Here is a 24,671-nt window from a genome sequence, read left to right as displayed (position 1 = left end):
TTTTTTATTACTTTAAATCAGCGGCAAGGAGGATTTTATGTCGAAGTGCGCAGAGCCTGGTACGTTTGAGCTGGAGGTTTTGATTGAGGAGAATGAGGATTTTGGCACAGCTTTTGAGAAAACGAGGAGCAGGGTTTTAAAGGCGCTGCTCGCAGAGATTAAGGAACGGTTTGGATACTCGCCGGAGGTCTGCAAGACCAGGCTCCTGGAGGAATTTTTTTGTGAGAACACCATTGACTGGGCATCGGATGTGCTGGGAACAAAAAAGTCTGGGCTGGATTGGAAACGTCCTCATGCGTTTGGAGAGACTGATGAGCTCGAAAAATGCGGGCAGCGGCTGAATAAAAACGGGTTTGCCATCCGTGTGCTCATCGACCTCATGGATCACATCCGTATCTTTCTGGTGCCGGTGCTGCTGTGTCCGGACTGTCAGGAGCGGCGGGCCCTGGACGAGGCCTTTAACGCCCAGTACTGCCACCGGATTCTGCCGGAGGAGATGGTCAAGGGGTGTCAGTATGAGTCGGAGGTCTATGAAGCCCTGATCTGCGAGGGCTTTGAGAAGCGGTACCGGGAGGTGGAGGTCTATTTCAGCGAGGAGCGGGCAGTGGCCGTCAAACGGGATTTCAGGAAAATGTCCGGCCACGCCGAGGCCAGGCTGTCCGGGCCTTTATCGGAGCGGGTGATCCCATTGGATATCCGTCTTTGGCTGCGCAGAGGTGAGAAGCCCAGCCGGAAGGACCGTTTGTTAATAAGGCTCGAGCGTATGGTGGTCTGGGTAAGGGAGCTGGTGCAGCGCCCAGACGAGGCAGAGCCGGTCAAAAACTGGTACAGCCGGCTGCGCCGGTTATGCTCGGATGAAAACGGAGACCCTTGCTGGTAAAATTTGATCCCAATAAAATCAAATCCAACGCGAAGTAGATGGTTTCAGGGTTAAAACGGGAATATAATAATCCCAACGTCAGCGTTAACAACCGCGGCGTTAATAATCAATGAGGAGGTACTGATTTGATGAAAGAACAATCGGTACAAAAGGGTTTTTCCAAAAAATCGACATGGGAGGCTCTGGTTTCCTGCGGCCAAAATCAGAAAATGGTGCAAAAGGTAAGCCGGGAGCAGTGCATGTGCCCGAAATGCTTTTACAGAGACATGGGTGAGGACGGGGGCTGTCTGTTCACCGCCACCCTCGAGAACCATGAGGGCCTGTGCATGAACTACCGGGGCGATACGGGCTGCTTTCCCTGGGCGCTGCACTACAGCGATGTGGATGAAGACAACGTGAAGGAACGGCTTTTTATCTGGCGCCACAAAGAGATCGGTGAGCTTGAGTGTATCCTGAAAGGTAAGAACCAGGCGCTTTTCAGCTGTGAAGGGCTGGCGGCGCTGATGGGGATTAAGTTCTTCGGCTTCCTGAAACGCTATTTTAAGCTGCTGAAGCCTGTGCGGCTCCAGGTACCCGATGACACCTGCGTCGAGGGCTGCCGCGATGTTTTTTTTCTGGACTATCTGGGTCTGGAGCGCGCCCTGCTGCTGGAGACAGCCGTGGACCCGCGGCTGCGCTGGAAGCTCAGTGAGGAGCTGATGTTCGTCGGCGTCAATATCGAAAGGCTGCTCGAGGGAAATCAGGCCCTGCGGGTCGGCGTCGATGTGAAACTGGATTATGAATGGTAGGCCCTGTGATGAAAAAAGATTATTTACTCAAGCGCGTCTTTAAATTTGACGGCGTTACCAATCTGCGCACACTGGTGATTGAATGGCCGGTTTATGACAAGCTGGGCGAGGCCATCCACGATGCCTTCGGAAACCCTGTCACCCGGCGGGATGTGGGCTTTGTGGGCAAGGACGCGGCGGATATTCTGGAGTACCGCAACGCCTCCCACGCCATCATGCGCCACGTGGCTCCCGGCGACCGTACGAAACGGACGGTCGTCGATGGCGCCGGACGCAGCCAGAAAATGTGGGTCATCAATGAGCCGGGCCTTTACGGGCTCATCTTCGGCAGCAAAATGGAGGATGCCAGACGTCTGGGCGATTTTGTGAAGCGGGTGGTGCTGCCCTCCATCCGGCGATACGGGGCCTATATGGAGCCCGAAGTGCTGGCGCAGGCCGAGACCGACGACGCGGCCAGAGACGCGCTGTTTGAGGCGCTGAGAAAGGAGAAAGCCCACAGCCGCGCCCTGCTGGACGAGCTGACCGAGGCCCAGCCCAAAATCGAATTTTACGACACCATCGGTGGCGCTGAGAATGCCAGCTCCATGGGCGACACGGCCAAGATGCTGGCCAATGCGGGCTTTTTAAACGAGGATAATGACTGTCCCCTTGGCCGGAACAACCTGTACCGTCTGCTGCGCCGCTGGGGCTACCTCTGCTCCCAGCCCAGCAGCTTTAACACACCCTATGCCTGGTGCATGGACAGAGGCTGGTTTAAGGTAAAGGAGAAGCGCCGCATCCTGGGCGGCGTTTCCGTGCTCGAGACCATGGTACTGGTGACCGGAACCGGCCAGGCCGAGCTTTTAAGGCTTTTCCACGAAAAGGCCCGTCTGGGAGAGGTGGCTGTCCATCCCTGCAGGTACCAGGCGCCGGCCCAGACCGGGCAGGTGTGATTGAATTACCTGACCGAGCTTCTGGCCTTTTACCACTGGCTTTCGGCCCATCCCATGCCCGCGCTGCTTCAGGCCTACTGGCATCTGCTCATGTATTTTAACAACAAGAGCGCCCTACCCGATGTGTCCGGCGTCTGGCACTGGCCTGTAGCCTTCAAAGCGCCCAACTCCGTCGTCATGGCAAACCTTGGCCTTGACGACCGGCGCAAGGTCATGCGACAGAGAAGCAAGCTCATTGAGGCTGGACGGGTGACCTATGAAAAGGACACCGGCAACCGGGCAGGCTGGTACCGCATGGTCCCCTTTGACAAGGGCCTTGCAAAAGGGTGGGCACAGCTCGAGAAACAAAAGCAGCCGACACAGGTGTGGACACAAACCGGTACCCAGAACGGACACACAGGCGGACTGTTTATAAACAATGCTTTAAACAATAAGCATGCGTCTCTATACAGTAGTATTCCTGACGGCGGCGTGGCCCCCAGTCCGGAGGCAGCCATGGAAGCCATGAAGCGCAATGTGAACAGCGTATTTGGAACCGATATTTTTAAACTTTACGAGGAATGAGGTGAAAGGATGAACCGATATGGCAGGGGCAGGCCGGTGGTAAAAACGCACCGCCCCTATTACGCCCGCGCAGACTGCCGGGCAGGGCTGACGCTCTGGGCCCGAGACCCGGAGGATGCGGAGAACCAGTTTCAGGAATTTGCGGCCCAGGTGGAGGACCGCTTTCCGGAAATTGTTCTGGAGCTGCGTGAGCTCCGGGAGGAAGATGTTTTATTTTGAGAGGGGGCTTTGTTTGCAGAAAAATAAAAAGACAGTGGATTACACCGCTTTGGACGCTTTGGTTAAACGCGGTCAGCGGGGTGACAAGGCAGCCATGGAAGCGCTGCTGATGGCTTTTAAACCCATGCTCTGGTCAGTGGTCGGCCGCTATGTCTACAACCGGGAGGAGCTCGAGGACGCGTACCAGGAGGCCTGCGCGGTGTTTATCGAGGGGGTAAGGGATTTTGCCCTGGACGCCAGGGTCTACTTCCAGACCTTTATGCAGGGGCGGCTGGTCCACTATTTTTTAAAAAGGCGGGAGGGGCGCTTCAGCACATCGCTTGCCGGGACGCTGTCCCTGGATAGGCCGGTGGAGGGCGCCGATGGCGCCGTGGCCCTGATCGAGCTGATCCTGGATGAAAAGGCCGATGTCGAGGGAGCCTGCGTGGCGGCAGAGCAGCGAAAGGCACTCCTGCGCGCCTACAGGAAGCTTTCACCTGGGCAGCGGGAGGTGTTGCGTTTTCAGTATCTGGAAAAAGGAACCCTCTCAGCGCTGGCAGCCCAGAAGGGGGTGAGCCCAGCCGCCATCACCCAGACTCATAAACGGGCTCTGGCAGCCCTGAAACGGCATTTATGACCGGTGTTAAAAAATTTTTAAAAGAGGGGGTTAAAATTCGAGCCAAAACCGGATTGTATTAGTGTAAGGCAGCGATGCCAAAACGCAAATACAGGAGGTAAGAAAAATGGCAACCATTCAGAAAAACACCGAGTCCATCGGGATGAAGATCACCGTCAACCACGGCGAAAGAGAGGGGAAGATCGTCAAATCCTCAAAAACCTACGGCGACATCAAGGAGAGCGTGACCGACGACGCCTTTGTGGCCACCGCCAAGGCCATCGCCGGCATGCAGGAGCCCATCCGGGAGAAACAGGTGAAGGTGACGGCCGAGGAGTTAATTGAAGTGGCTTAGGCCGCTTTCATGAATGAAGAATGAAGCGGAGTCCAAATTTTGAAAAAATTTGGCAGTGAATAAGGAATGTGCCGTCAGGCGAATGCACGAACGGCAGCGAAGCAAACACAGATTTTTTAGAAACTTACCAAAACAGAATCAGTGTTTCTAAAAAATCTGTGATCATTAATTAAAAATAAGAAGGAGACTACAAAAATGCCAACAACCAGCAAAGATTTAACCATTACGTTCCAGCGGACAGACGGAAACCCGCATAAAATCACAATCCCGGATTACAGGGATGGGATCACCGATGCCGAGATCAAGACAGGGGCCCAGGCCATTGTGGACCAGGGCGCCTTTGAACCCGACGGGTTTGCGCTGGCCAAGGTGGTAAGCGCGGTGAAGGTCGACACCACCAAAACCGAGGTGGTCATTGAGGAAACAGCTTAAAAAAGGGGGCGAAAGGCCCCTTTTTTATGTGGAAGGTTGAAAGTGGAAGGTGGAAGGTTAAAGAACTTTTTGGCGTTCGCCAAAATGATGATGAACTCGGTCGCAGGCCGCTTTAGACAAATGTGAAAAGCACATTTGTACCAGAAACTTCCACTTTCCACCTTTCACCTTCCACCTGATTAAGAAGGGAGAAACCATGAAAAACATTTATAAAACCATCAGTCAAAGATTAATCCTCTCAGTCCTCCTCCTCGTTTCCTGTGTCTTTCTCATAGGTCTGAGCCTTAGGGCGGAGGAGGAGCCTGTGCCGACAGCGGAGCAGGCAGTGGGTGAGCCAGAGCAGGAGCTGCCCGCTGAGCCGGACGCGCCGCCGCCCGCGGAGAAAGTGCCAGAGGCTGGAACGCCAGTACTCATGGCCACTGCCCATTTCGCCATGGAGGAGTACCGCTGTGACTGCGATGGCTACTGCAGCGGCTGGCCCTGTGCCATGAACCCCGCGCTCCTCGATAAGATCGAGACCCTTCGCGGTGTTTTCGGACAGCCCGTGATCATTACCTCCGGTGTGCGCTGTGAGGCGCGAAACGCAGAGGTGGGCGGGGTGGCGTGGTCCTTTCACATGCGGGGCTGCGCCGCAGATCTTTACTGCCCCGGTGTGGCGGTAGGGGAGATGGCCGGGGCGGCAAAGGATGTGGGTTTAAACGTCCTGCCTTATTATGCTCACGGTTATATTCATGTTGAGATTTAAGAATTTAGCGAAACGGAAAGCGATGTATTTTAAAAATCACCTTAAACACAAGGCTTTTCTGAAAAGTGTGTATAAATGACACAAATGTCGTTTATTATAAAATAAAATCAGGGCATTTAAAAAAGACTGTTCAAAAAATGAACAGTCTTTTTTGTATTAATGAAATTTAAGGTCCCAGTTGCGCATTTCCTCACTCTTAAAGGCCACGCGTCCTCCAAGGGCCTCGTGAAGCTCTGCGAGCATCCGAGGCTTGTCCTGGTTCAGGGTACCGGCCAGGTTGATATAGTTTGAGATATGATTGGAACGGAATACCGAGCCGGGGCTGTCCAGGTGCTCCATCATCAGCAGGGTCTCCCGGGCAACCTCGATGGGGGTGAGCATCTGGAAATCACCGCGCTCGACCTCGGGGATCATGGGTGCCTGGCCTTCCAGCCGGAAAGTGAGCAGGCCGATGTATTCGGGGTTCATGGCGTTCAGCGCTTCTGCCGTTTTGACTGCGTGCTCCTGCCAGCGGGCTTTGCCGCCAAGGCCAGAGATGGCCGTGACCGACAGCTTCATCCCCGCTTCACGCACCATCCGGCCGGCCTTTATAATCTCGCCGGCAGTCTCGCCCTTGTTCACATGGGAGAGAATAGCGTCGCTGCCCGATTCCAGGCCCATGTAAATCATCTTAAGCCCCAGGGTTCTGAGCGTTCTGAGCTGCTCCGGTGTCTTAATCAGGATACTTCTGGGTGAGCCGTAGCTGGTGACCCGGCCACACTCCGGAAAGATTTCCTGGATGGCGACCAGAATGGCCTCCAGATCTGAAAAACGGCGGACTAGGGCGTCCCCGTCGGCCAGAAAAATCTTGCTCACAGGGCCATAGGCCTCCCGGGCCCCCTTCAGGTCCTCAATGACGTCCTCGAGAGGGCGGACATGGAAGCTTTTTTCTTTATACATATCGCAGAAACGGCATTTGTTATGGCTGCACCCCACGGTAGCCTGGATAATCAGGCTGTAGGCCTCGCTGGGCGGCCGGAATACGCGTCCTTCATAGCGCATGGCTGTCAACTCCTTTGCGTGCTAATTATTTTGTTTGAATAATTATAACACGCTTTTTCAAAAAAGGCCAGACGAAACTTTGGGTTGCATTTTTTTTAAGGCTGTGTTAAAATTTATTAGTCCGAAATCGGACTAATTTTAAGAGGTGAAAAATGAAAGTGCAAGCGATTGATAAAAAGTTTTTTAAGTTTGTCCTGCCCTCCATGTTTACCATGTTTTTAAATGGGCTTTATACCATTGTAGACGGCTTTTTTGTGGGGCATGCCGTCGGTGATGTGGGCTTGGCGGGCATTGGCCTTGTATGGCCTATTACAGCGGTGCTCATCGCCCTGGGCATGGGCATCGGTGTCGGCGGCTCTGTGCTCATGTCCACAGCGCGGGGCGCGGGGTGTGATGAAAACGCCAACGCGGCCCGGGCCAATACCCTGATGCTGCTGGTGGCAGCCAGCGCGCTGCTCACCCTGTTCCTGGTCTTTATGAACCCAGTGCTCGTATACGCCTTGGGGGCAAGGGGCGAGGTGTACGAGGCGGCCATGGCCTATATCCGGATCATTTCCATTGGCGGCAGCATGCAGGTACTGGCCTCAGGCCTGATCCCCATGATCCGGAACAGCCACAAGACCATCCAGGCCATGGTGATCATGGGCACAGGTCTTGTCTGTAATATTATTCTGGACGCCTGCTTTACCATGGTGATCCCCATGGGGCTGGCCGGCGCGGCCCTGGCCACCATTATCGCCCAGTCGCTGACAGTGGCCGGGAGCATGATCTGCCTTTTCCGGGATCGGGAGCACCCTGTCCGCAGGGGCCATTTCCGGCTTCAAAAGCGTATGATGGCCAAGATGCTGAAGATTGGCGTGTCCCCCTTTGGCCTGTCGCTGATGCCGTCAGTGATCACGGTCTACAACAATCTGCAGTGCCTGGCCTACGGCGGCGATCTGGCAGTATCTGCCTACGCGGTCATCAATTATTTTATCGGCTCAGTCCTGCTGCTGCTGGAGGGGGTGGGTGAGGGCATGCAGCCCCTGATCAGCTATGCGAGCGGCGCGGGGGACTACGCAGCCATGAAGCGGCTGAAAAACAGAGGGCTGATGACCGTGCTCGTCTTTTCGGCGCTGTTTTTGATCGCCTGTGTGCCGGCTGTCAGCCTGCTGCCCGGCTTTTTTGGCACCTCGGCCGAGACGGCGGCGATCATCCGGTCGGCGCTGCCCATTCTGGGACTGGCCTTCCCGATGATGGGGCTGGGCAAGCTGTTTACCTCCTATTTTTATGCCTGTGGCGAGACCCTGTACTCCACCCTGCTGGTCTATCTGGACCCGATACTGTTTACGCCGCTGTGCATTTTTATCCTGCCCAGGCTCTTTGGCCTCAAGGGGGTGTGGATGGCGCTGCCGGGCGCCCAGGCCCTGATCATGGCAGTGCTCGTGGTTCTGTGGGGACTGCACAAAAGCACACTCAGAAGCAAGGAGGCAGAATATGCAGGATAGTATTCAGGACACGCTCAGAGCCTACTATGATTTCTGGTTCAGTTGCAACGCCCTGTACGAAAAATGGGCCAAGCGGCAAGGCATAACGGTCAATACCCTGTTTGTGATCTACACCGTGAACGCGTATCCGGAGGGCTGTAACCAGCGGCTGATCTGTGAGAAGCTGATGCTGCCAAAGCAGACAGTGAACACCATCCTGGAGGCGTTGACCCGGAAAGGGATCGTCGAAAAAAAGGCCGATCCCTCAGATAAACGCAACAAGCGCATTGCCTTTACCAAGACAGGCGCAGACTATGCGGGACAGCTGTTAAAAAGGCTGGACGCCTTTGAGGAGAAGGCCCTGGGCACCATGACACAGGAGGAGCGGGAGGCCTTTACCCGCACCAGCCAGATCATGCTGGCGCGCCTGGAGGAAGCCCTCGGGACAGATTCTTAAAGGAACAGAGTGAATTTTTATCACACAGACAGCTTCAAAAATGATATAATGAAGCGAATACCTTCAAATGGAGAACAGAATGAGTGATAAAAAGCAAACCGTGCAGCCATGCAGCAAGCTGGTTCTGACCATTCTGATTCTGGCCATTGTTTTCCTGGAGGGGCTGGCCGCCTATGATTATGTATCCGGCGGAGCCCTGGCCTATGAGAACTGGTCCAGAAGCTTCAGAGAGCTGGAGGAATTGACACAAGCCCGGGAGATCACCGTAACGGCCCGAAACGACATCCAGTCCTTTGGCCTTGACGCGGCGGCAGAGGACTGTATTCTAAACTATATGACCCTGTATTTTGACAGTGTGGCCGCCCTGGAGGAACAGGACCTCACGGCCCTTTATGACACCGCAGAGCCACCGGCGGCCAAAGCCGCCGCCATCGACCAGACCGCCCTTTCCTACCTGATCGGGGTGAGAAGCATGCAGCCAAACGACCTTAAAATGAATGCCTGCAGCATCGGCGTCACCTATGTAAACGCAGCCCCGCAGCCCGGCGGCGACGTGCAGGTCGAGGTGTTGGAGGACCAGGTCGTCAATTTTGCCTTTATCCCAGAGGTCGATGCCAGCAGCAGCGGCATCCGGCATCAGTTCACCCTCCGGAAAAGCGGCGATGCCTACTGCATTGTGGCGCATGAAAAGGAGGAGGACGGCTACCTGCTCATCGAGGAATGCTATGAACAGGAAACCGGGGGCGGAGATCCCGAAAATGTCCAGGAGGTTCTGGACCGGATCCGGGGTTCGCTGCTTGAAAACGCCAGGGCCGCGGTCGATTACCAGAACGCCCAGCGCCTTACTGCAGCAGACAGCACGGCAGCCGATAAGCCCCACAGCCACCCCTATGACCGGGACGCGGCAGTGGACTACGCCATGGAGTGGGTCGATCCACTCGCCGTAAAGCGCAACCCGGACTGGTTTCTCTATGACGGCTACGGCGGCAACTGCAATAATTTTATCTCGCAGTGCCTGTACGCGGGCGGCATCCCCATGGATTGGGACGGCTATGCCCAGTGGAAATGGTTTGACGATGAGGTAGATACCTGGAACCAGCCAAGCGGCCGGTCGCCGGCATGGGCAGGGGTCGAGGAGTTCTATAACTACGCCGAAAACAACAGTGGCTTCGGCCTGGCGGCAGATGTTCATCCAAACCTGTACGCCGGCGAGCCCGGAGATGTCCTGCAATACGGCGCCACCGGCGAGTGGCGGCACTCGGTGATCATCACCGATGTGATCTACGGCGAGGACGGCGTGGTTCAGGACTATCTGATCAATTCCAACACAACCGACAGAATCAGCTATCCGGCCAGCGCGTATGCCTACTATGATTTCAGGCTCATACACGTGCTGGGCTGGAACGATTAAAAAACACGACCGTCCGTTTCGGGCGGTCGTCTCGTGGCGCAGTCCGAGACTGCGCCTTTTATCCAGATAAGAAAAAAGGTCCAGGCGCTGCGGTAAACGGCGGGGAATCGAATTGTATTGGCGGAACAGCCGGACACTGGAGAGATAAAGCATTTACATTATTGAAGAAGAGACAGGTTTGGAGGCCAGTGGCCGCAGAACGCTTTTTTCTTCCTTAGGTAAAAGGCTTCATCTCCCAAATACTTTGATGAGATGATGAAACCATTCATCATCTTTTTTTTATTGCGTCACATAATTGTCACGAAACTGTCACAAAAGTCGTCTATAATGTAAACTATCTTTGAGGAAGGATCGGAAATTAATGGATGAATAGACGATCAAATACAAGACAAAACAGAAAGAGAAGGCAGGCAGCAGTGCTGGTGGCGCTGATGGCAGTGTTCATCGTGGCAGGCTCTGCGGCTGTGCGTCATGTAACAAAAGTTCTGGCCGCGGGCGGCACCGCCGAAGCGCCAGCCGAGGACACTGCGGAGGATATAGCGGAGGATAAAAAGAACGGCGTTGTGGTGCGCAACAGCCGAACCGCCTACGGCATTGGCAGCAGCGCGGAGGACACGATCAGGGATTATCTGAACACCTGGTTCGGCACCCTGGCAGAGCTAAAGGAGCAGGATGTGACCCAGTACTTTGATCTGTCGGACAGCCAGGGCGCTGTCAGCGCCGCCATCGACCAGGCGGCCCTGTCCTTTCTGGTGGGGGTCCGCTCCCTTCAGGATAACGACCTGACGCTTACAGGCTATACCTGCGGCGTGACCTATACCGGGGCCGAAACGCTGGAAAATGGTGATCTGGCGGTGACGCTGGAGGAGGACCATGCGGTGCAGTTCAGCTTTATCGACGGGACTGATTCCTACAGCTCTGGCATCGAGCATACCTTTGTGATCCGCCAGGAGGGAAACAACTGCCGGATCATCGAGCACCAAAAGGAGGAGGACGGCTATCTGCTCATCGAGGAGCTCTATGATGAAGAAAGCCAGGGTGCAGCGCGCACCCAGACCAGCCAGCTTCTGGACCAGATCAAATCTGAGCTGATGGACCAGGCCCGGCAGGATATTGAGGCGCTCAATGCAGAAAAAAGCGAGGCCGCGGCCGGCAGCGAATCCGCTGCTCTGTGCGACCATGGCTATGACCGGGCAGCCGCTGTGGCCTACGCCATGGACTGGGTTGATCCGCTGTCGGTTATCCGGAATGACACGTGGGGGCTTTACGACGAATACGGCGGCAACTGCAACAACTATATCTCGCAGTGCCTGTACGCGGGCGGCATCCCTATGGATACCGAAGGGGAGGACCAGTGGAAATGGTACGGCGATTCCGTCAATACCCGCCAGACAGAAAGCGGGCGCTCCGGCTCCTGGGCAGGGGTTGAGGAATTCTATGACTATGCCGAAAGCAACACCGGCTATGGCCTGGCAGCGGACACCACCGCCAATCTTTACGCAGGACAGGCCGGAGATATCCTCCAGTACGGGGTGGACGGCGAGTGGAACCATTCTGTGATCATCACCGATGTGGTGACCGGCGCCGATGGCAGTGTCAAGGATTACCTGATCAATTCCAATACCACCGACCGCATCAATTACCCGGCCAGCGCCTATGCCTATTCAGATCTGAGGCTTATCCGCGTTCTTGGCTGGAACGACTGAAAAACACGACCGTCCGTTTCGGGCGGTCGTCTCATAGCGCAGTCCGAGACTGCGCCTTTTATCCAGATAAGAAAAAAGATCCAGGTGCTGTGGTAAACGGTCCGGAATCGTGCCGCTTTACCGGAACAGCCGGACATTGGAAAGATCAAGGATCAATATTCATGTAGAAGATACAAGTGAGAGGGCAGTACCCGCAGGACGCTTTTTCCTTCCTTGGGTAAAAGGCTTCGTCTCTCGGGTTTTTCGACTTTTTTCGACACGCTCGGCCGCGGGTCCTGTACGGATTCTCCAATTTAAAGCTTGACAATTGAAAAGGATTAGCATATAATGTAAACAATTAATCACCAGTTTAAGGACTTGAGTCTAAGAGTTGTCCGTATTATACCTTGTTACACAGTGTAACGTTTATTTGTTGTGCGATGAGGTATGATACGGATTTTTTATACCTAAAATCAGGAGGGATTGTTTTGGAAACGTCTAAACTGGAGCGGCTGCTCGCAGGCTCACGGGTCATCCCGTCGGTCAATTCGGCCGAGGGGCTGAAATGTGTGCTCACAAAGACCAGCCTGCCATGCGTCATGCTCAAGCTGGGGGATATCAACACCCTGCCCAAAATTGTCAGGCTTATTCACCAGTACGGGCGCAAGGCGATGGTCCACCAGGATTCCATCAAGGGGCTGGCCCGGGACCGCACCAGCATTGATTTTCTGTCAAAGCTGGGGGCGGATGCCGTCATCACCATGAAGCCCCAGTGTGTGCGGTGGATAAAGGAGGAAGAAATGCTCTCAATTCTGGGGCTGTTCCTCATTGATACCAACGCCATGGCCACAGGCATCCAGAGCATTAATGAGAGCCGGCCCGACGCGGGGCTGGTCATGCCCATGACCATACCGGGCAGCATCTATGACGCCATCCTCCGCCAGATCCGGGTACCGCTTCTGGCAGGCGGGCTGGGCATGGAGGAGGAGTTGGTGACAGCAGCTCTTGATAACGGCGCCCTGGCCGCGGCTGTCACTAAGCCGGCGCTGTGGCAGACCATTGGTTAATGAGCCTTCTGGGCTTAAAATATATTTTAGTGGAGGTAATCGGATGAAAAAAACTGTTTTGATTTTTGGGGATTCAAACACCTGGGGCTGGAAGCCCTCAAACGACATGATCAAGCCGCTGGAGCGCTGGGATGACAATGTGCGCTGGCCAGGTGTGCTGCAGGCTGGCTTGGGGGACGAGTACAAGGTTATCGCCGATGGGCTCAACGGCCGTACTACGGTCTGGAACGACCCTATCGAGGAATACCGCTGCGGCAAGGATCAGATCATTCCAACCATGGACGCCCAGGCGCCCTTTGACATGATCATCATCTTTGTGGGCACCAATGACCTCAAGGTGCGCTACACCGTATCCCCGCAGGATATCGCCAACGGCGTGGGTATTCTGGTGGATAAGGCCCTTCACCAGGTCGGAGACTATACCGGCGAGCCCAAGGTGCTGCTGGTAGGCCCGCCGCCGCTGGGGCCCATCGCAGACGGCGTGTTCAAGTACATGTTTGCAGGAAACGAAGAAAAATCCAAGGATGTCGCCCAGTTCTATAAGGGCGTGGCCGAAGCCTACGGGGTCGAGTTCTTTGACGCCGGGACCGTCGTCAAGAGCAGCGACGAGGATGGGCTCCACCTCCAGGCAGACCAGCACGAGCTGCTTGGCAAAGCCATGGTAAAGGAAGTTAAACGCATTATCGGATAGTGGGAATAAAAAGCGGACAGGCCAGAGGGCCTGCCCGCTTTTTTATGTTTTTACCGGGTCATATCATCAATGGATGGGTGGCTTGTGTGTTCACGGCTGCTGTGCTCGCTGATGTTTACCGCAGCTTCTGTATTCAGGTCAATTTCTTCTGAAATCACATCCTCCACGTCCAGCTCTTTGGGACGCTCGGTTTTATCCTTACGGTGCAGCTTGTTTTTTATTTTATCAAATTCGCCTGCTATGGTGTGTTTGGTCATTTTGTTTTCCTCCTCATAATAAACGGCATAAATGCCTTTCTGCTTTGTTTATACCCAGGGCGGGGAGGGAGTATCAAAAAAGATGACCGCCCGTTTCGGACGGTCATCTTTTTGATTATACGTGATCACTTCACAGCTTGCGCCACCCGTAAGTGCGCAGCTTTCGGATAAAGCTGTCGATATGGGAAGCGGCAAAATAGCCTGCGATGCCGGTAAAAAATAAAATTAAGAGTAAAAAGAGATTTGCCATAGTTTCCACCTTCTTTAAACATAGCATATCACGTTGCGCGTGAAGGTGGTGTTAAGGCTTGGCAAACCGCATAAATATTTTATAAAGATACGCTCTAGAGCCTTTATTTTTTATCGTCCATCAGATTCAGCTCAGACATATAGGCGCTCTTGGTCGCCAGTTTTTCGTCGGCTTCCTTCTGGAACTTGGTAACCGCTGTGACGGCTTTCTTAATCGGCATGAGCGTGCCGGCGCCGCCGATACAGCCGCCCGGGCAGGCCATGCCCTCCAGCAGGTAGCCGTCACGCTTGCCGGCCTGGGCCAGCTTCAGCATTTTCTGGCATTCCTTCAGGCCCTCGGCGCGGTCGATCTTGACATCCACGTCCGGGTAGAGGTCATGGACTGCGTTGCAGATGGCGTCTGCCACACCACCGGCCACAGAGTAGCCGCGGCCGGCCGCGGTTGCGTCGTCCAGCTTGCCGTCATCCTCAAGGTCGCCGAACTCAATGCCCTTGGCCACGAACATACCCATGAGCTCCTCAAAGGTAATGACAAAGTCCACGTCGCTGCGGACGCTCTTTCTGGAGGCCTCCAGCTTTTTAGCCGCGCAGGGGCCGATAAAGACAATCCGGGATTTGGGGTGTTCCTTTTTGATAATGCGGGCTGTGGCGACCATTGGGGTCAGCTCACCGGAAATGCAGTGGGCGATCTCCGGAAATTTGGTCTTGGCCATGACAGACCAGGACGGGCAGCAGGAGGTGCCAATAAAGGGATCGTCCCCCTTAACAACCTTGTTGACATAGTGGTGGGCCTCCTCAACAGCGCCCAGGTCAGCGCCCAGGGCTACCTCGACCACATCGGCAAAGCCCAGCTCCTTAATGGCTTCTTTGATCTTTTCAGGCGTTGCCAGAGGGCCAAACTGGCCCACAAAGGCCGGGGCGATCTCAGCAATGACCTCGTCGCCCTCCTTGATGGCGTGGATCAGCTGAAAAATCTGGGTTTTATCCGCGATGGCGCCAAAGGGGCAGTTGACCAGGCACATGCCGCAGGAAACACACTTGTCATAATTGATCTTGGCGCGTCCCAGCTCATCGCTCTCAATGGCGTCTACGCCGCAGGCCGCCGCGCAGGGCCGGTCATATTTTACAATGGCCTCGTAAGGGCAGGCCTCGCGGCAGCGCCCGCAGCGCACACATTTTTCCTTATCAATATGGGATTTGCCGTCCTTCATGTAGACTGCGTTTACCGGACAGACCGATACGCAGGGGTGTGCCAGACAGCCCCGGCAGTTGTCCGTCACCATAAAGGCTTTAGGCTCACAGGCGTCACAGGCAAAAGGAATAACATTAACCAGCGGTGGATCATAGACCTTTTCAGCGATGGCGCTTTCCTCCACATCTCTGGAGATGGGGGAAGGCTGATCGACTGGGTATAAAGGCAGGCCAATGGCGAGACGCAGGCGCTCCCCGATAATGGCTCTTTCCTTAAAGACGCTGTCGCGGTAGTTTGCGACCTCGCCCGGTATAATTTCAAAAGGGATTTCTTCCACTCTACTGGCGTAATCGCCGCCCTCATAGGCCATCTTGGCGATGGCGGCAAAAACCTGACGACGGATTTTGGTCACAGGTGTGTAGATTCCTCTCATTTACAAATTCACTTCCTTCTTGATTATTTTGTCATTTCAAGAATTTGTGCCATCACAGTTTCCGTATTTGCCTTTTCGATCACGACATTTCCGACAGAAACAATAGGGGATTTCATTCCATGCCTTGCTTCGCCGATACATTTAACCGTTTCGATATAAATACCGCGTGAGAGCTCAAGGACATCCTTAACATCGTTCAAGCTTTCGATGGATTCGATGATGTCCATAGCGCCTTTCATCACACATTCTGTACAGACACAAACTGCTACTTTTAAATCTTCCATGTTTTCTCCCCCTGTTTGCTGGCCGCTGGAAAATGACGAAGGGCGTCGCGCCCTGTGTTTCGTCATTTATCACGGGCCAGCCATTAAATTTAAGTTCGATTTTTATTAATTTTTAAAGCTGTGGATCGGAGCGGGAATTTTGCCGCCGCGGTTCACAAAGACAGAGCAGTCATTGGGATTGACTGCCATAATGGGCGCGGTACCCAGCAGTCCGCCAAAGGAGGCAGACTCGCCAAGGCCCTTGCCGTATACCGGGATCAGGCGGACAGCGGTGGTTTTGGCGTTGATCATGCCAATGGCCGCTTCGTCGGCGATGATGCCGGAGATGGTCGCGGCAGGGGTATCGCCCGGAATGGCGATCATGTCAAGCCCGACTGAGCAGACACAGGTCATGGCTTCCAGCTTGTCGAGGGACAGCGCGCCCATGGAGGCCGCCTCGATCATGCCCTCATCCTCACTCACAGGAATAAAAGCGCCGCTCAGGCCGCCAACGGAGGTGGAGGCCATGATGCCGCCCTTCTTAACCGCGTCGTTGAGCATGGCCAGCGCCGCAGTGGTTCCATGGGCGCCGCAGTGTTCCAGTCCCATCTCCTCAAGAATGCGGGCAACCGAGTCGCCGATTTCGGGCGTTGGGGCCAGAGAGAGGTCCAGGATGCCAAAGGGAACGCCCAGGCGCTCTGCCACCGTGGTGCCGACAAGCTGGCCGGCGCGGGTGATCTTGAAGGCTGTCTTCTTAATGATCTCAGCCATCTCGTCAAAGCTGGCGTTCTGGTGTTTTTCGAGAGCCTTCTTGACAACGCCCGGTCCGCTGACACCCACGTGCAGTACGGTGTCCGGCTGGCCGATGCCGTGGTAGGCGCCTGCCATGAAGGGGTTGTCCTCGACCGCGTTGCAGAAGACCACCAGCTTGGCACAGCCAATGGAGTCCTCGTCGCGTGTGAGGTAAGCGGTCTGTTTGACAATCTCGCCCATCATTTTAACCGCATCCATGTTAATCCCTGTTTTGGTCGAGCCAAGGTTGACCGAGGAGCAGACACGTTCGGTGCAGGCCAGCGCTTCGGGAATGGAGTTGATCAGGTTGAGATCGCCCCGTGTAAAGCCCTTGGGCACCAGCGCAGAGAACCCGCCGATAAAGTTGACGCCGATTTCGTGGGCGGCTTTATCTAAGGTTTCGGCGTAGGCCACATAGTCAGTGTCGCTGCTGGCCCCAGCGATCAGAGAAATGGGTGTCACAGAGACACGCTTGTTGACGATCGGGATACCAAACTCGGTTTCGATGCGTTCGCCCTGGGATACCAGGTGCTCAGCCATTCGGGTGATTTTATCGTAAATCTTGCGGCGGGCTTTTTCGCCGTCGGCGTCGATGCAGTCCATCAGAGAGATCCCCATGGTAGTGGTACGGATATCCAGATTTTCCTTTTCGATCATGCGGACGGTTTCAAGCACATCTTTAAACATTGCCATTGTGCATCACCTCTTAAATGGAATGCATGGCATTAAAAATGTCTTCATGCTGAATGCGGATCGACATGCCGATGGTCTTGCTGAGCGCTTCCAGCTCTTCCTTAAGCTGTGCGAAATCGCAGGTCATTTTGGTGACATCCACCAGCATGATCATGGTGAAAAAGTCCTGCATAACCGTTTGGCTGATGTCCTCAATGTTGGCGTTGCTCTCTGCCAGAATTTTGGACACATTGTAAATAATTCCTGTGCGGTCCTTACCAATGACCGTAACTACTGCTCTCATTTATACACGTACTCCTTACAATTTAATAGCGTTAAAGTATTTGAATGATCCCTACTATATTAAACTAAAAAAGCGCGCAGAACAAGGGGTAATGTGGGTTGAAACGGACTTCAGCTTAAGGAATACCCAAAAATCATTAAAATAAAGAGCAAAAGTAAATATTTAATTTTTTAAGATTGGTGGTAATAACTTGTCCCTGGGTGGTGCATTGTGGTATAATGTGGGGAGAATTGGTGTAGTGACCCAATAAAGTGGGGGATTAGTGGAAGAAAGGGTGGCGTTTGGCATGTTCTTTGGTGAATACGAGCATAATATTGACGACAAGGGCCGTCTGATCATCCCGTCCAAATTCAGGGAAGCGCTTGGTAAGGACTTTGTCATCACCAAGGGGCTTGACTGCTGCCTTTTTGTCTTTTCGACAGAAGAGTGGGAGATCTTTGTGAACAAGCTCAGGACCCTGCCCATCTCCGATAAGAATGCCCGGGATTTTACGCGTTTCTTTTTCAGCGGCGCCTCCGAGTGCGCGCTGGACAAGCAGGGGCGTATCTCCATTCCCGCGCCCCTCAGAAAGCATGCCCGGCTGGAAAAGGAAACCAAGATCATTGGGGTTTCCAACCGGCTTGAAATCTGGAACACAGAAAATTGGGACAACTACAACAATATGGACGTCAGCGATATTGCCGATAAAATGGCAGAGCTGGGAATCTAGCAGAAAGGAGGGAGCCTTTGGAATTTTCACACACAACAGTGCTTTTGCACGAAACCGTTGACGGACTGATGATCAGGCCGGACGGTACCTATGTAGACGGTACTCTGGGCGGCGGCGGCCATTCAGAGCTGATTTGCAGAAGCCTGAGCGCAGACGGAACCCTGATTGGTATCGACCAGGATGATTTTGCTCTGGACTACGCGGGCAGACGTCTCGCGCCCTATGCGTGCCGCAAACAGCTTGTCAAAAATAATTTTGTTCATCTGAAAGAGGTGCTCGGGGAAGCCGGTGTCTCACAGATCGACGGCATCATTTATGACCTGGGGGTTTCCTCCTTTCAGTTTGATGATGAAACCCGGGGCTTTTCCTACCACCATGACGGCCCACTAGACATGCGTATGGACAGCGGGGCAGAGCTGTCGGCCTATGAGGTCGTCAACGATTATCCGCCGGAGCGCCTGAAAAAGGTGCTGCAGGTCTATGGGGAGGAGCGTTTTGCCGGCCGTATTGTAAACGCCATTATAAAGGAAAGAGAAACGAAGCCCATTGAGACTACTCTGGAGCTCAGCGAGCTCATCAAGGCCGCCTACCCGGCCAAAGAGCGCTTCAAAGAAAAGCATCCGGCACGCAAAAGCTTTCAGGCCATCCGCCTGGAGGTCAACCATGAGCTGGACATTTTAGAGGATGCCTTTTCAGCGGGGATCGAAGCACTGAAGCCCGGAGGGCGTATGTGCATCATTACCTTCCATTCCCTTGAGGACCGGATCGTCAAGCATTTTTTTAAGGACAAGCAGAACCCCTGTACCTGTCCACCGGAGTTCCCCACCTGCGTGTGTGGGAAAAAGCCGGAAGTCAAGATTATTACGCGCAAGCCGGTGCTTCCCGCGCCGGAGGAGATCGAGGCCAACAGAAGGTCCAGAAGCGCTAAACTAAGAATTGCAGAAAAGCTATAGAACAAGGAGCAAAATCAAAATGGAGAACATGCAGAACAGTTGGGTTATTTCTGATACCATGAATTTGGATGCTGCTTCAGCCAGTGAAAGCCTGGGACGGACCAGCACCCGCAAAAAGTCATATAAAAAAGCAAAAAATAATGTAAAAGCCGCAAAAGCAGGCAATCGAAAACGCCGCGGCCGCGCCAAATCCAAGGAGCTTACCGGCTTGTCTTACCTGATGATTGCAGCTGTGCTTATTTTTGTGGTCTGCATCGGCCTTTTGTTCCAGCAGTCCATGATTTCAGAGCTGAACGAGGAAGTACGCACCATGCAGGCAGAGCTTGAGGACAAGCAGGCAGTCAACGACAGTAAAAACGGGCAGATCATGGCCAGCACCGATGACCTGAGCGGCATCGAGGCAACAGCCAGAGGATACGGCATGACCACGCCCACTGCCGGTCAGTACGTCTATGAAACGACCATGGAAAATACACAGAGAGCGTCAGCGGACACCCAGGGCGACAGTTGGCTCCGTTCGATTTTTAAATAATCGAGGGTGACAATGAGAGCGCGTAAGAAAAAAAAGAAAAATTTAAAGCAATCCCGTATGTATTATGCAATTGTTATTTTAGCAGTTGCATTTTTAATACTTGTAATAAAGCTGATGTATCTCCAGATTATCGACTCCACCGACCAGTACTCGCGTCAAGTGGATCAGCTGGTGGAGGAGGTGCCGTTAAAAGCCTCGAGGGGGAATATCTATGACCGCAACATGCGCATCCTGGTACAGGACTCCTCAGCCACCGCTATCCATGTCATCCCGCTGGAGGTCAAGGAGCCGGAAAAACTGGCCAAGGGGCTCAGTGAGAAGCTGAACCTTGATTACCAGGAGGTTCTGGACAAGGTCAACAAGACTGAGGATGACAAGGTCGAGGTGAAAAACGGAGTTAAAAAAGGTGACGGCGAGAAAGTCGTCGCTGGAATCCCTGAGGGTGTCAGCTTTCTGGACGGTACCGTCTACGCGGTACCTGATGAGATCAAAGATCCCGATTCAGCCGCCCAGGTATTAGTGAGCGTGCTGGGCATGGATTATGACGACGCCCATGAAGTGCTGACCCGCAAGGAAAACAGCGCGGTGCTCATTGAGGGCAAGGTCGATAACACCCTGGCCCGCGAGATTAAAGAGGACCAGGCCATTAAAAATGAAAAAGGCGAGACGAAAAGCTATAACGGCATTGAGCTCATCGAGGATAAACGCCGCTATTACACCAACGGCAATTTTGCCTCCTATGTTTTAGGGTTTACCGGGCAGGACCATACAGGCCTTACCGGTGTCGAATCCTCCTACAATGACCAGCTGAAGGGTGACGACGGCATCATCTATTTCCAGAAGGATGCCCAGGGCAACCAGATCCCCTCGCAGACAAAGGTCATCAAGGAGCCGACCCAGGGGCAGGATCTGACACTGACCATCGACAGCAATATTCAGATGCTGGCCGAGAGAGGGCTCAAGTCCGCTGTCGAGGAATGGAAAGCCAAAAGCGGCACGGCCATTGTTATGGATACCAAAACCGGCGAGATCATCGCCATGGCCACCCAGCCGGATTACAATCTCAACGACCCTTATTCCATCAGCGACTACTACAGCTCGAAGCACGCAGGCGACCTCAAGGACAAATCCAAGGCCGACCAGCTCAGTGAAATGTGGAAAAACCCAGCGGTCAGCTTCATCTACGAGCCTGGTTCGACCTTTAAAGCTGTAACGGCGTCCAGCGCTCTTGAAGAAGGCGTGGTGACACCGGACACCAAGGTGTACTGCAGCGGCTCCATCGACATTAACGGCGTAACGGTCAACTGCACCGGCTCCCACGGCACACAGACCGTTTCAGAAGCCATTGCAAACTCCTGTAACCCAGGGCTGGTCCAGATCATTCAGAAGCTGGACCCGGCGCTGTTCTATCAGTATGTTTATAACTATGGCTTTGGCAAGCAGACAGGCATCGAGCTTCCAGGGGAGGAAGCCGGGATCATCAACCGACCCTTTGACGGAAACGGCGAGATCAACCTTCTGGATTACGCCACCTTCTCTTTTGGACAGGGCCTTGCCACCACACCCATTCAGCTGCTCTCAGCACTGAACTGTGTTGTCAACAACGGTTATTATATGAACCCGACCATCATCGGAAAGGGGAGCAGCCAGCAGGAATATGTCAACAATCAGCTGAACGGCCCCAAACAGATCATTTCCTCCGACACCTCGGCGGAAATGCGCAATATCATGAAAAATGTTGTCGCTGAAAACTCGACCTTAGCCAGCCTGGCAGAGGGCTACAGCATTGGCGGCAAGACCGGTACAGCCGAAAAATTTGTGGACGGCGCTTACAACAGCACCTACTACGTCACCTCCTTTTTCTGTTACGCTCCGGTCGAGGACCCACGGTACTCCATTCTTCTGGTGCTCGACGAACCGGACCCCAGCGCCTTTGGGGGCACCAGCGCCGCGCCGACTGCCATCAATCTGATGAAGCAGGTTCTGGACTACATGGGCGGCCAGACCGACAGCGACACCCAAATCCAGCAGAACTCCATTACTGTGCCAGACCTGATCGGCCAGGAAAAGGATTTTGCTGTTAAGATTCTGGAGGAAAAGGGCATCAAGTATAAGCTGGATGTAAAAGGCGATGGCGATACCGTCATTTCCCAGAGCTTCCCGGCCCAGAGTGTCTATGACCCCAATACAGAGCTGGTTCTTGAAATTGGCTCCCAGAGCAGTGAGAATGGCGGCAAGGTTACCGTTCCGGACCTTAACGGCATGTCCATTCAGTCTGTCAACGAGATTGTCACCGGCCTTGGCCTCAACCTCAAGGTCACTGGCTCCGGCTTTGCCGCCGAGCAGTCCCCGGCGGCGGGAACCGTTGTCGATAAGGGCAGTGAGATCAGCGTGACCTTTAAACCTTAAAGCATAGAGTAAAGGCAGCGACGACCGTCCGTTTCGTACGGTCGTCAGGCTTAAGTTTTAAATCATCATTGAAGAAGCAGGATTTTCTTGCTTCTTTTTGTCAATTTGTAAATAAAATGTAAAATTGTTGGAACCTTGCCTGTGGTTTTGCTATAATAAGAAAGTATGTAAAAATTTCAGTTTGTCTTTGACAAAACAACAAGAGAAAGAAGATACTTAAATATGGAAAAAGTTTCACTTGAACAACTGGTGAAAATCACAGAAGGCCGGCTCATCCAGACAGGAACAACCGACTGGATCAGCGGCGCGGCGATTGATAGCCGTAAAATCGAGAAAAACGACCTTTTTATCCCCATTAAGGGTGAAAAGGTAGATGGACACCGTTTCATCAAAATCGCAGCCGAAAAAGGCTGTTCAACAAGTTTTACAGAAACAGAAGCTCTGGATTTTCCAGAGGGGATCAGCGTTGTTCTGGTCGAATCCTGCCTGGAAGCCATGAAGGCCCTGGCAAAGTACAACCGGGAGCGCTATGATATACCGGTCATCGCCATTACCGGCAGCAGCGGAAAGACCACAACCAAGGACCTCATCGCTTCAGTGCTGTCTCAGAAATACAATACCCTGAAAACCCAGGGGAATTTCAATAATGAATACGGCATTCCTCAGACGCTCTTTAACTTACAGCCAGAACACGAAATCGCCGTGATTGAAATGGGCATGGACCATCTCAATGATATCCGTAAATCCATCGGTGAGGTCAGGCCCCATATCGGCGTCATTACCAATATCGGCACAGCTCATATCGAGATTCTGAAAACCCAGGATAATATTCTGGCCGCTAAAAAAGAAATCTTTGAGACCATGGTCGCCGGCGACATTGCGCTGCTCAACGGGGATGATGTGTATTTAAATAAGATCAAAGAGGATGAAGAGCCTTTCTCGGTTGTCCGGGTGGGGATTAAAGGTGAGGATCTGTCACTTAAGGCAGAACAGGTCGATTCCTCTGCCAAGGGCATCCGCTTTGAGGCGGATGGCGAACACTTTCACTTCGCTTATCCTGGCATTCACAATGTTTACAACTGCCTGACCGCCATCTGGCTCGGCAGATATTATCAGATGACCCATGAAGAGATTCAGCGCGGGCTTGACGCCTTTAAACCAAGCGGCAACCGCATGGATATCGTCAAGGTAAGAGAGACCACAGTGATTAACGATTCCTATAACGCCAATCCCGATGCCATGAAGGCAGCCCTCGATATGCTGTGGGATATGGGGAAAAGCAGCCGCAGGCTTGCAGTGCTTGGGGATATGCTGGAAATGGGAGAGATGGCTGAAAGCGGCCACCTCGAGATCGGTGCTTACGCGGCAGAAAAAGCCGATGTGCTCATTGCGGTTGGCCCAGAATCAAAAGCCTACATCAAGGGGGCAGGCGCCAGCCTGGCAGATGAGCGCTGTTTCTGGACTGCAGACGCAGAAGGCGCCGGAGAGCTGCTGAGAAAGCTTATGGCGCCGGGAGACGTGATTCTCATCAAGGCCTCCAGGGGCGTGCATCTGGAAAAAACACTGGAAATGATTCAGGAGTAAAGGAAGAGGAAACAAGGAAAAGATGGATACTTTAAAAATTTCAATTGTCAGTTTATTAGTCGCATTTATCATTGTCTGGCTCGTCATGCCGCGAGTCCTGCCGATTCTGCACCGGCTGCACTTCGGGCAGGCCATCCGCGAGGAGGGGCCGCAGAGCCATATGAAAAAATCCGGTACCCCCACCATGGGCGGCCTTGTCATCCAGGGCGCTGTCCTCATCGCTGTTATTATCATCAGTTTATTTACTAAAAAATGGGACTTTTTCCCATTGATCGTGATGGTGGCCTTTGGTGCCATTGGCTTTATCGACGATTTTATCAAGGTTTCAAAGAAGCACAATCTGGGGCTGCGCGCCTGGCAGAAGCTGGTGCTCCAGTTTGCGGCGGCTCTGGCCATTGCCATTTACGCGGCATGGACACCCGCCATCGGCACAGAGCTGGTCGTTCCGTTTATGGGCACCACCGTTGATTTCGGTATCTGGTATGTTCCTTTTACCTTTTTCGCAGTCGTGGCAGTGACCAACGCAGTCAACCTGACCGATGGCCTTGACGGCCTCGCTTCCGGCGTTACGGCCATTGTATGTATTTTCTTCCTGGCCATGGCCGTTGCCCTGAATCAGGTCAGCACTGCTGTTTTCAGCGGGGCGGTGATCGGCGCGTGCCTTGGCTTCCTGCGCTATAACTCAAACCCGGCTGAGATTTTTATGGGCGATACAGGCTCCATGGCTCTGGGCGGCGCAGTCATTGTGATGGCCATCATTACACGGATGCAGATATTTGTGCTGATCGCAGGCCTGCTTTATGTAATTGAGGCCCTGTCGGTGGTTATTCAGGTGGGCTATTTCAAGCTGACCCACGGCAAGCGCTTCTTTAAAATGGCGCCGATCCACCATCACTTTGAGCTGAAGGGCTGGAGTGAGACCCGGGTGGTCACCGTGTTCTGGATTGTTACGGCAGTCTTTGTGGCACTGGCATTTTTATGTTTATAATTTAGG

Annotated in this window: 27 protein-coding genes; 21 read left to right on the top strand and 6 right to left on the bottom strand. The window is 53.6% G+C overall.

Translation table 11 applies throughout. The annotated features are described in order from the left end of the window. Positions 1–37: 37 nt before the first annotated feature. The 9 genes from B2M23_RS19420 (at position 38) to B2M23_RS19385 (ending at position 5,510) form a co-directional block, all read left to right on the top strand. Entirely contained in the window at positions 38–880 is an 843-nt protein-coding gene (locus tag B2M23_RS19420) for a hypothetical protein (protein WP_038351377.1), read from the top strand. A 128-nt stretch (positions 881–1,008) separates the two neighbouring features. Beyond that, complete coding sequence (locus B2M23_RS19415) at positions 1,009–1,668, top strand: hypothetical protein (protein ID WP_038351378.1); 660 nt, start codon at positions 1,009–1,011, stop codon at positions 1,666–1,668. Between the two features lie 8 nt (positions 1,669–1,676). Beyond that, on the top strand, positions 1,677–2,600 hold the full coding sequence (locus B2M23_RS19410) for a phage antirepressor KilAC domain-containing protein (RefSeq protein WP_167617958.1): 924 nt from the start codon (positions 1,677–1,679) through the stop codon (positions 2,598–2,600). Further along, positions 2,601–3,164, top strand: coding sequence for a hypothetical protein (locus tag B2M23_RS19405; protein WP_038351379.1), 564 nt, complete (start codon positions 2,601–2,603; stop codon positions 3,162–3,164). A gap of 9 nt (positions 3,165–3,173) precedes the next feature. Then, the gene (locus B2M23_RS21365; RefSeq protein WP_038351380.1) at positions 3,174–3,383 is read left to right on the top strand and encodes a hypothetical protein; all 210 of its coding nucleotides are present in this window, start codon (positions 3,174–3,176) and stop codon (positions 3,381–3,383) included. 13 nt (positions 3,384–3,396) lie between these two features. Further along, positions 3,397–3,999, top strand: coding sequence for an RNA polymerase sigma factor (locus B2M23_RS19400; protein ID WP_167617956.1), 603 nt, complete (start codon positions 3,397–3,399; stop codon positions 3,997–3,999). Between the two features lie 106 nt (positions 4,000–4,105). Further along, complete coding sequence (locus B2M23_RS19395) at positions 4,106–4,333, top strand: DUF1659 domain-containing protein (RefSeq protein ID WP_013380854.1); 228 nt, start codon at positions 4,106–4,108, stop codon at positions 4,331–4,333. Between the two features lie 195 nt (positions 4,334–4,528). Continuing rightward, positions 4,529–4,765, top strand: coding sequence for a DUF2922 domain-containing protein (locus tag B2M23_RS19390; protein WP_038351382.1), 237 nt, complete (start codon positions 4,529–4,531; stop codon positions 4,763–4,765). Positions 4,766–4,961: 196 nt separating this feature from the next. Further along, the gene (locus B2M23_RS19385; RefSeq protein ID WP_052237123.1) at positions 4,962–5,510 is read left to right on the top strand and encodes a YcbK family protein; all 549 of its coding nucleotides are present in this window, start codon (positions 4,962–4,964) and stop codon (positions 5,508–5,510) included. Between the two features lie 156 nt (positions 5,511–5,666). Here B2M23_RS19385 and B2M23_RS19380 read toward each other — a convergent pair whose 3' ends face one another. Then, the gene (locus tag B2M23_RS19380; RefSeq protein WP_038351383.1) at positions 5,667–6,551 is read right to left on the bottom strand and encodes a radical SAM protein; all 885 of its coding nucleotides are present in this window, start codon (positions 6,549–6,551) and stop codon (positions 5,667–5,669) included. Between the two features lie 152 nt (positions 6,552–6,703). Between B2M23_RS19380 and B2M23_RS19375 the strand changes: the two genes are divergently transcribed. The 6 genes from B2M23_RS19375 to B2M23_RS19350 all read left to right on the top strand — a co-directional run bounded on the left by B2M23_RS19375 (position 6,704) and on the right by B2M23_RS19350 (position 13,328). Continuing rightward, entirely contained in the window at positions 6,704–8,038 is a 1,335-nt protein-coding gene (locus tag B2M23_RS19375; RefSeq protein ID WP_038351384.1) for an MATE family efflux transporter, read from the top strand. Beyond that, entirely contained in the window at positions 8,028–8,474 is a 447-nt protein-coding gene (locus B2M23_RS19370; protein ID WP_052237124.1) for a MarR family winged helix-turn-helix transcriptional regulator, read from the top strand. Before B2M23_RS19375 ends, B2M23_RS19370 begins: the two co-directional genes overlap by 11 nt. A gap of 79 nt (positions 8,475–8,553) precedes the next feature. Further along, the gene (locus tag B2M23_RS19365) at positions 8,554–9,885 is read left to right on the top strand and encodes an amidase domain-containing protein (protein WP_052237125.1); all 1,332 of its coding nucleotides are present in this window, start codon (positions 8,554–8,556) and stop codon (positions 9,883–9,885) included. 365 nt (positions 9,886–10,250) lie between these two features. After that, positions 10,251–11,591, top strand: a complete 1,341-nt coding sequence (locus B2M23_RS19360; protein WP_081571310.1) for an amidase domain-containing protein — start codon at positions 10,251–10,253, stop codon at positions 11,589–11,591. Positions 11,592–12,058: 467 nt separating this feature from the next. Beyond that, positions 12,059–12,637: a glycerol-3-phosphate responsive antiterminator gene (locus B2M23_RS19355; RefSeq protein ID WP_038351386.1), complete on the top strand. Its 579-nt coding sequence runs from the start codon at positions 12,059–12,061 to the stop codon at positions 12,635–12,637. Between the two features lie 43 nt (positions 12,638–12,680). Beyond that, a complete protein-coding gene (locus B2M23_RS19350) occupies positions 12,681–13,328 on the top strand; it encodes an SGNH/GDSL hydrolase family protein (protein ID WP_038351387.1) in 648 nt (215 codons plus the stop codon). A 50-nt stretch (positions 13,329–13,378) separates the two neighbouring features. Here the strand turns inward: B2M23_RS19350 and B2M23_RS19345 are convergent, their stop codons facing one another. The 5 genes from B2M23_RS19345 to B2M23_RS19325 all read right to left on the bottom strand — a co-directional run bounded on the left by B2M23_RS19345 (position 13,379) and on the right by B2M23_RS19325 (position 17,490). Then, positions 13,379–13,585, bottom strand: coding sequence for a hypothetical protein (locus B2M23_RS19345; RefSeq protein WP_038351388.1), 207 nt, complete (start codon positions 13,583–13,585; stop codon positions 13,379–13,381). 353 nt (positions 13,586–13,938) lie between these two features. Then, positions 13,939–15,459, bottom strand: coding sequence for a 4Fe-4S dicluster domain-containing protein (locus B2M23_RS19340; protein WP_038351389.1), 1,521 nt, complete (start codon positions 15,457–15,459; stop codon positions 13,939–13,941). Between the two features lie 23 nt (positions 15,460–15,482). Then, positions 15,483–15,743: an NAD(P)H-dependent oxidoreductase subunit E gene (locus B2M23_RS19335; RefSeq protein WP_038351390.1), complete on the bottom strand. Its 261-nt coding sequence runs from the start codon at positions 15,741–15,743 to the stop codon at positions 15,483–15,485. Between the two features lie 105 nt (positions 15,744–15,848). Next, positions 15,849–17,207, bottom strand: a complete 1,359-nt coding sequence (locus B2M23_RS19330; RefSeq protein ID WP_038351391.1) for a PFL family protein — start codon at positions 17,205–17,207, stop codon at positions 15,849–15,851. A gap of 13 nt (positions 17,208–17,220) precedes the next feature. Further along, positions 17,221–17,490 carry an ACT domain-containing protein gene (locus B2M23_RS19325; RefSeq protein ID WP_013380838.1) on the bottom strand — a complete coding sequence of 90 codons (270 nt, stop codon included), beginning with the start codon at positions 17,488–17,490 and terminating at the stop codon, positions 17,221–17,223. Positions 17,491–17,776: 286 nt separating this feature from the next. On the opposite strand from B2M23_RS19325, the gene mraZ reads away from it, so the two are divergent. From mraZ to mraY, 6 genes are all read left to right on the top strand, one after another. Then, positions 17,777–18,199 carry a division/cell wall cluster transcriptional repressor MraZ gene (gene mraZ, locus B2M23_RS19320; protein WP_038351765.1) on the top strand — a complete coding sequence of 141 codons (423 nt, stop codon included), beginning with the start codon at positions 17,777–17,779 and terminating at the stop codon, positions 18,197–18,199. 17 nt (positions 18,200–18,216) lie between these two features. Beyond that, positions 18,217–19,152, top strand: coding sequence for a 16S rRNA (cytosine(1402)-N(4))-methyltransferase RsmH (rsmH, locus tag B2M23_RS19315; RefSeq protein ID WP_038351392.1), 936 nt, complete (start codon positions 18,217–18,219; stop codon positions 19,150–19,152). A gap of 19 nt (positions 19,153–19,171) precedes the next feature. Further along, a complete protein-coding gene (locus B2M23_RS19310; RefSeq protein ID WP_038351393.1) occupies positions 19,172–19,684 on the top strand; it encodes a septum formation initiator family protein in 513 nt (170 codons plus the stop codon). 57 nt (positions 19,685–19,741) lie between these two features. Next, complete coding sequence (locus tag B2M23_RS19305; RefSeq protein ID WP_242945842.1) at positions 19,742–22,093, top strand: penicillin-binding transpeptidase domain-containing protein; 2,352 nt, start codon at positions 19,742–19,744, stop codon at positions 22,091–22,093. Between the two features lie 222 nt (positions 22,094–22,315). After that, positions 22,316–23,677, top strand: coding sequence for a UDP-N-acetylmuramoyl-tripeptide--D-alanyl-D-alanine ligase (locus B2M23_RS19300; protein WP_038351395.1), 1,362 nt, complete (start codon positions 22,316–22,318; stop codon positions 23,675–23,677). A 22-nt stretch (positions 23,678–23,699) separates the two neighbouring features. Further along, positions 23,700–24,665: a phospho-N-acetylmuramoyl-pentapeptide-transferase gene (gene mraY / locus B2M23_RS19295; RefSeq protein WP_038351396.1), complete on the top strand. Its 966-nt coding sequence runs from the start codon at positions 23,700–23,702 to the stop codon at positions 24,663–24,665. Positions 24,666–24,671 lie beyond the last annotated feature (6 nt).

The sequence above is a fragment of the Eubacterium limosum genome (assembly GCF_000807675.2).
GTDB lineage: Bacteria > Bacillota > Clostridia > Eubacteriales > Eubacteriaceae > Eubacterium > Eubacterium limosum.
The sequence above is the reverse complement of the archived record's forward strand: the minus strand, read 5'-3'. Positions and strand labels throughout refer to the sequence as shown.

Bases quoted from the DNA above. Each gene is read 5' to 3' on its own strand.
- B2M23_RS19420 (WP_038351377.1), top strand. From the start codon at position 38: ATGTCGAAGTGCGCAGAGCCTGGTACGTTTGAGCTGGAGGTTTTGATT.
- B2M23_RS19415 (WP_038351378.1), top strand. From the start codon at position 1,009: ATGAAAGAACAATCGGTACAAAAGGGTTTTTCCAAAAAATCGACATGG.
- B2M23_RS19410 (WP_167617958.1), top strand. From the start codon at position 1,677: ATGAAAAAAGATTATTTACTCAAGCGCGTCTTTAAATTTGACGGCGTT.
- B2M23_RS21365 (WP_038351380.1), top strand. From the start codon at position 3,174: ATGAACCGATATGGCAGGGGCAGGCCGGTGGTAAAAACGCACCGCCCC.
- B2M23_RS19395 (WP_013380854.1), top strand. From the start codon at position 4,106: ATGGCAACCATTCAGAAAAACACCGAGTCCATCGGGATGAAGATCACC.
- B2M23_RS19390 (WP_038351382.1), top strand. From the start codon at position 4,529: ATGCCAACAACCAGCAAAGATTTAACCATTACGTTCCAGCGGACAGAC.
- B2M23_RS19385 (WP_052237123.1), top strand. From the start codon at position 4,962: ATGAAAAACATTTATAAAACCATCAGTCAAAGATTAATCCTCTCAGTC.
- B2M23_RS19380 (WP_038351383.1), bottom strand. From the start codon at position 6,551: ATGCGCTATGAAGGACGCGTATTCCGGCCGCCCAGCGAGGCCTACAGC.
- B2M23_RS19375 (WP_038351384.1), top strand. From the start codon at position 6,704: ATGAAAGTGCAAGCGATTGATAAAAAGTTTTTTAAGTTTGTCCTGCCC.
- B2M23_RS19370 (WP_052237124.1), top strand. From the start codon at position 8,028: ATGCAGGATAGTATTCAGGACACGCTCAGAGCCTACTATGATTTCTGG.
- B2M23_RS19365 (WP_052237125.1), top strand. From the start codon at position 8,554: ATGAGTGATAAAAAGCAAACCGTGCAGCCATGCAGCAAGCTGGTTCTG.
- B2M23_RS19360 (WP_081571310.1), top strand. From the start codon at position 10,251: ATGAATAGACGATCAAATACAAGACAAAACAGAAAGAGAAGGCAGGCA.
- B2M23_RS19350 (WP_038351387.1), top strand. From the start codon at position 12,681: ATGAAAAAAACTGTTTTGATTTTTGGGGATTCAAACACCTGGGGCTGG.
- B2M23_RS19345 (WP_038351388.1), bottom strand. From the start codon at position 13,585: ATGACCAAACACACCATAGCAGGCGAATTTGATAAAATAAAAAACAAG.
- B2M23_RS19340 (WP_038351389.1), bottom strand. From the start codon at position 15,459: ATGAGAGGAATCTACACACCTGTGACCAAAATCCGTCGTCAGGTTTTT.
- B2M23_RS19335 (WP_038351390.1), bottom strand. From the start codon at position 15,743: ATGGAAGATTTAAAAGTAGCAGTTTGTGTCTGTACAGAATGTGTGATG.
- B2M23_RS19330 (WP_038351391.1), bottom strand. From the start codon at position 17,207: ATGGCAATGTTTAAAGATGTGCTTGAAACCGTCCGCATGATCGAAAAG.
- B2M23_RS19325 (WP_013380838.1), bottom strand. From the start codon at position 17,490: ATGAGAGCAGTAGTTACGGTCATTGGTAAGGACCGCACAGGAATTATT.
- mraZ (WP_038351765.1), top strand. From the start codon at position 17,777: ATGTTCTTTGGTGAATACGAGCATAATATTGACGACAAGGGCCGTCTG.
- B2M23_RS19310 (WP_038351393.1), top strand. From the start codon at position 19,172: ATGGAGAACATGCAGAACAGTTGGGTTATTTCTGATACCATGAATTTG.
- B2M23_RS19305 (WP_242945842.1), top strand. From the start codon at position 19,742: ATGTATTATGCAATTGTTATTTTAGCAGTTGCATTTTTAATACTTGTA.
- B2M23_RS19300 (WP_038351395.1), top strand. From the start codon at position 22,316: ATGGAAAAAGTTTCACTTGAACAACTGGTGAAAATCACAGAAGGCCGG.
- mraY (WP_038351396.1), top strand. From the start codon at position 23,700: ATGGATACTTTAAAAATTTCAATTGTCAGTTTATTAGTCGCATTTATC.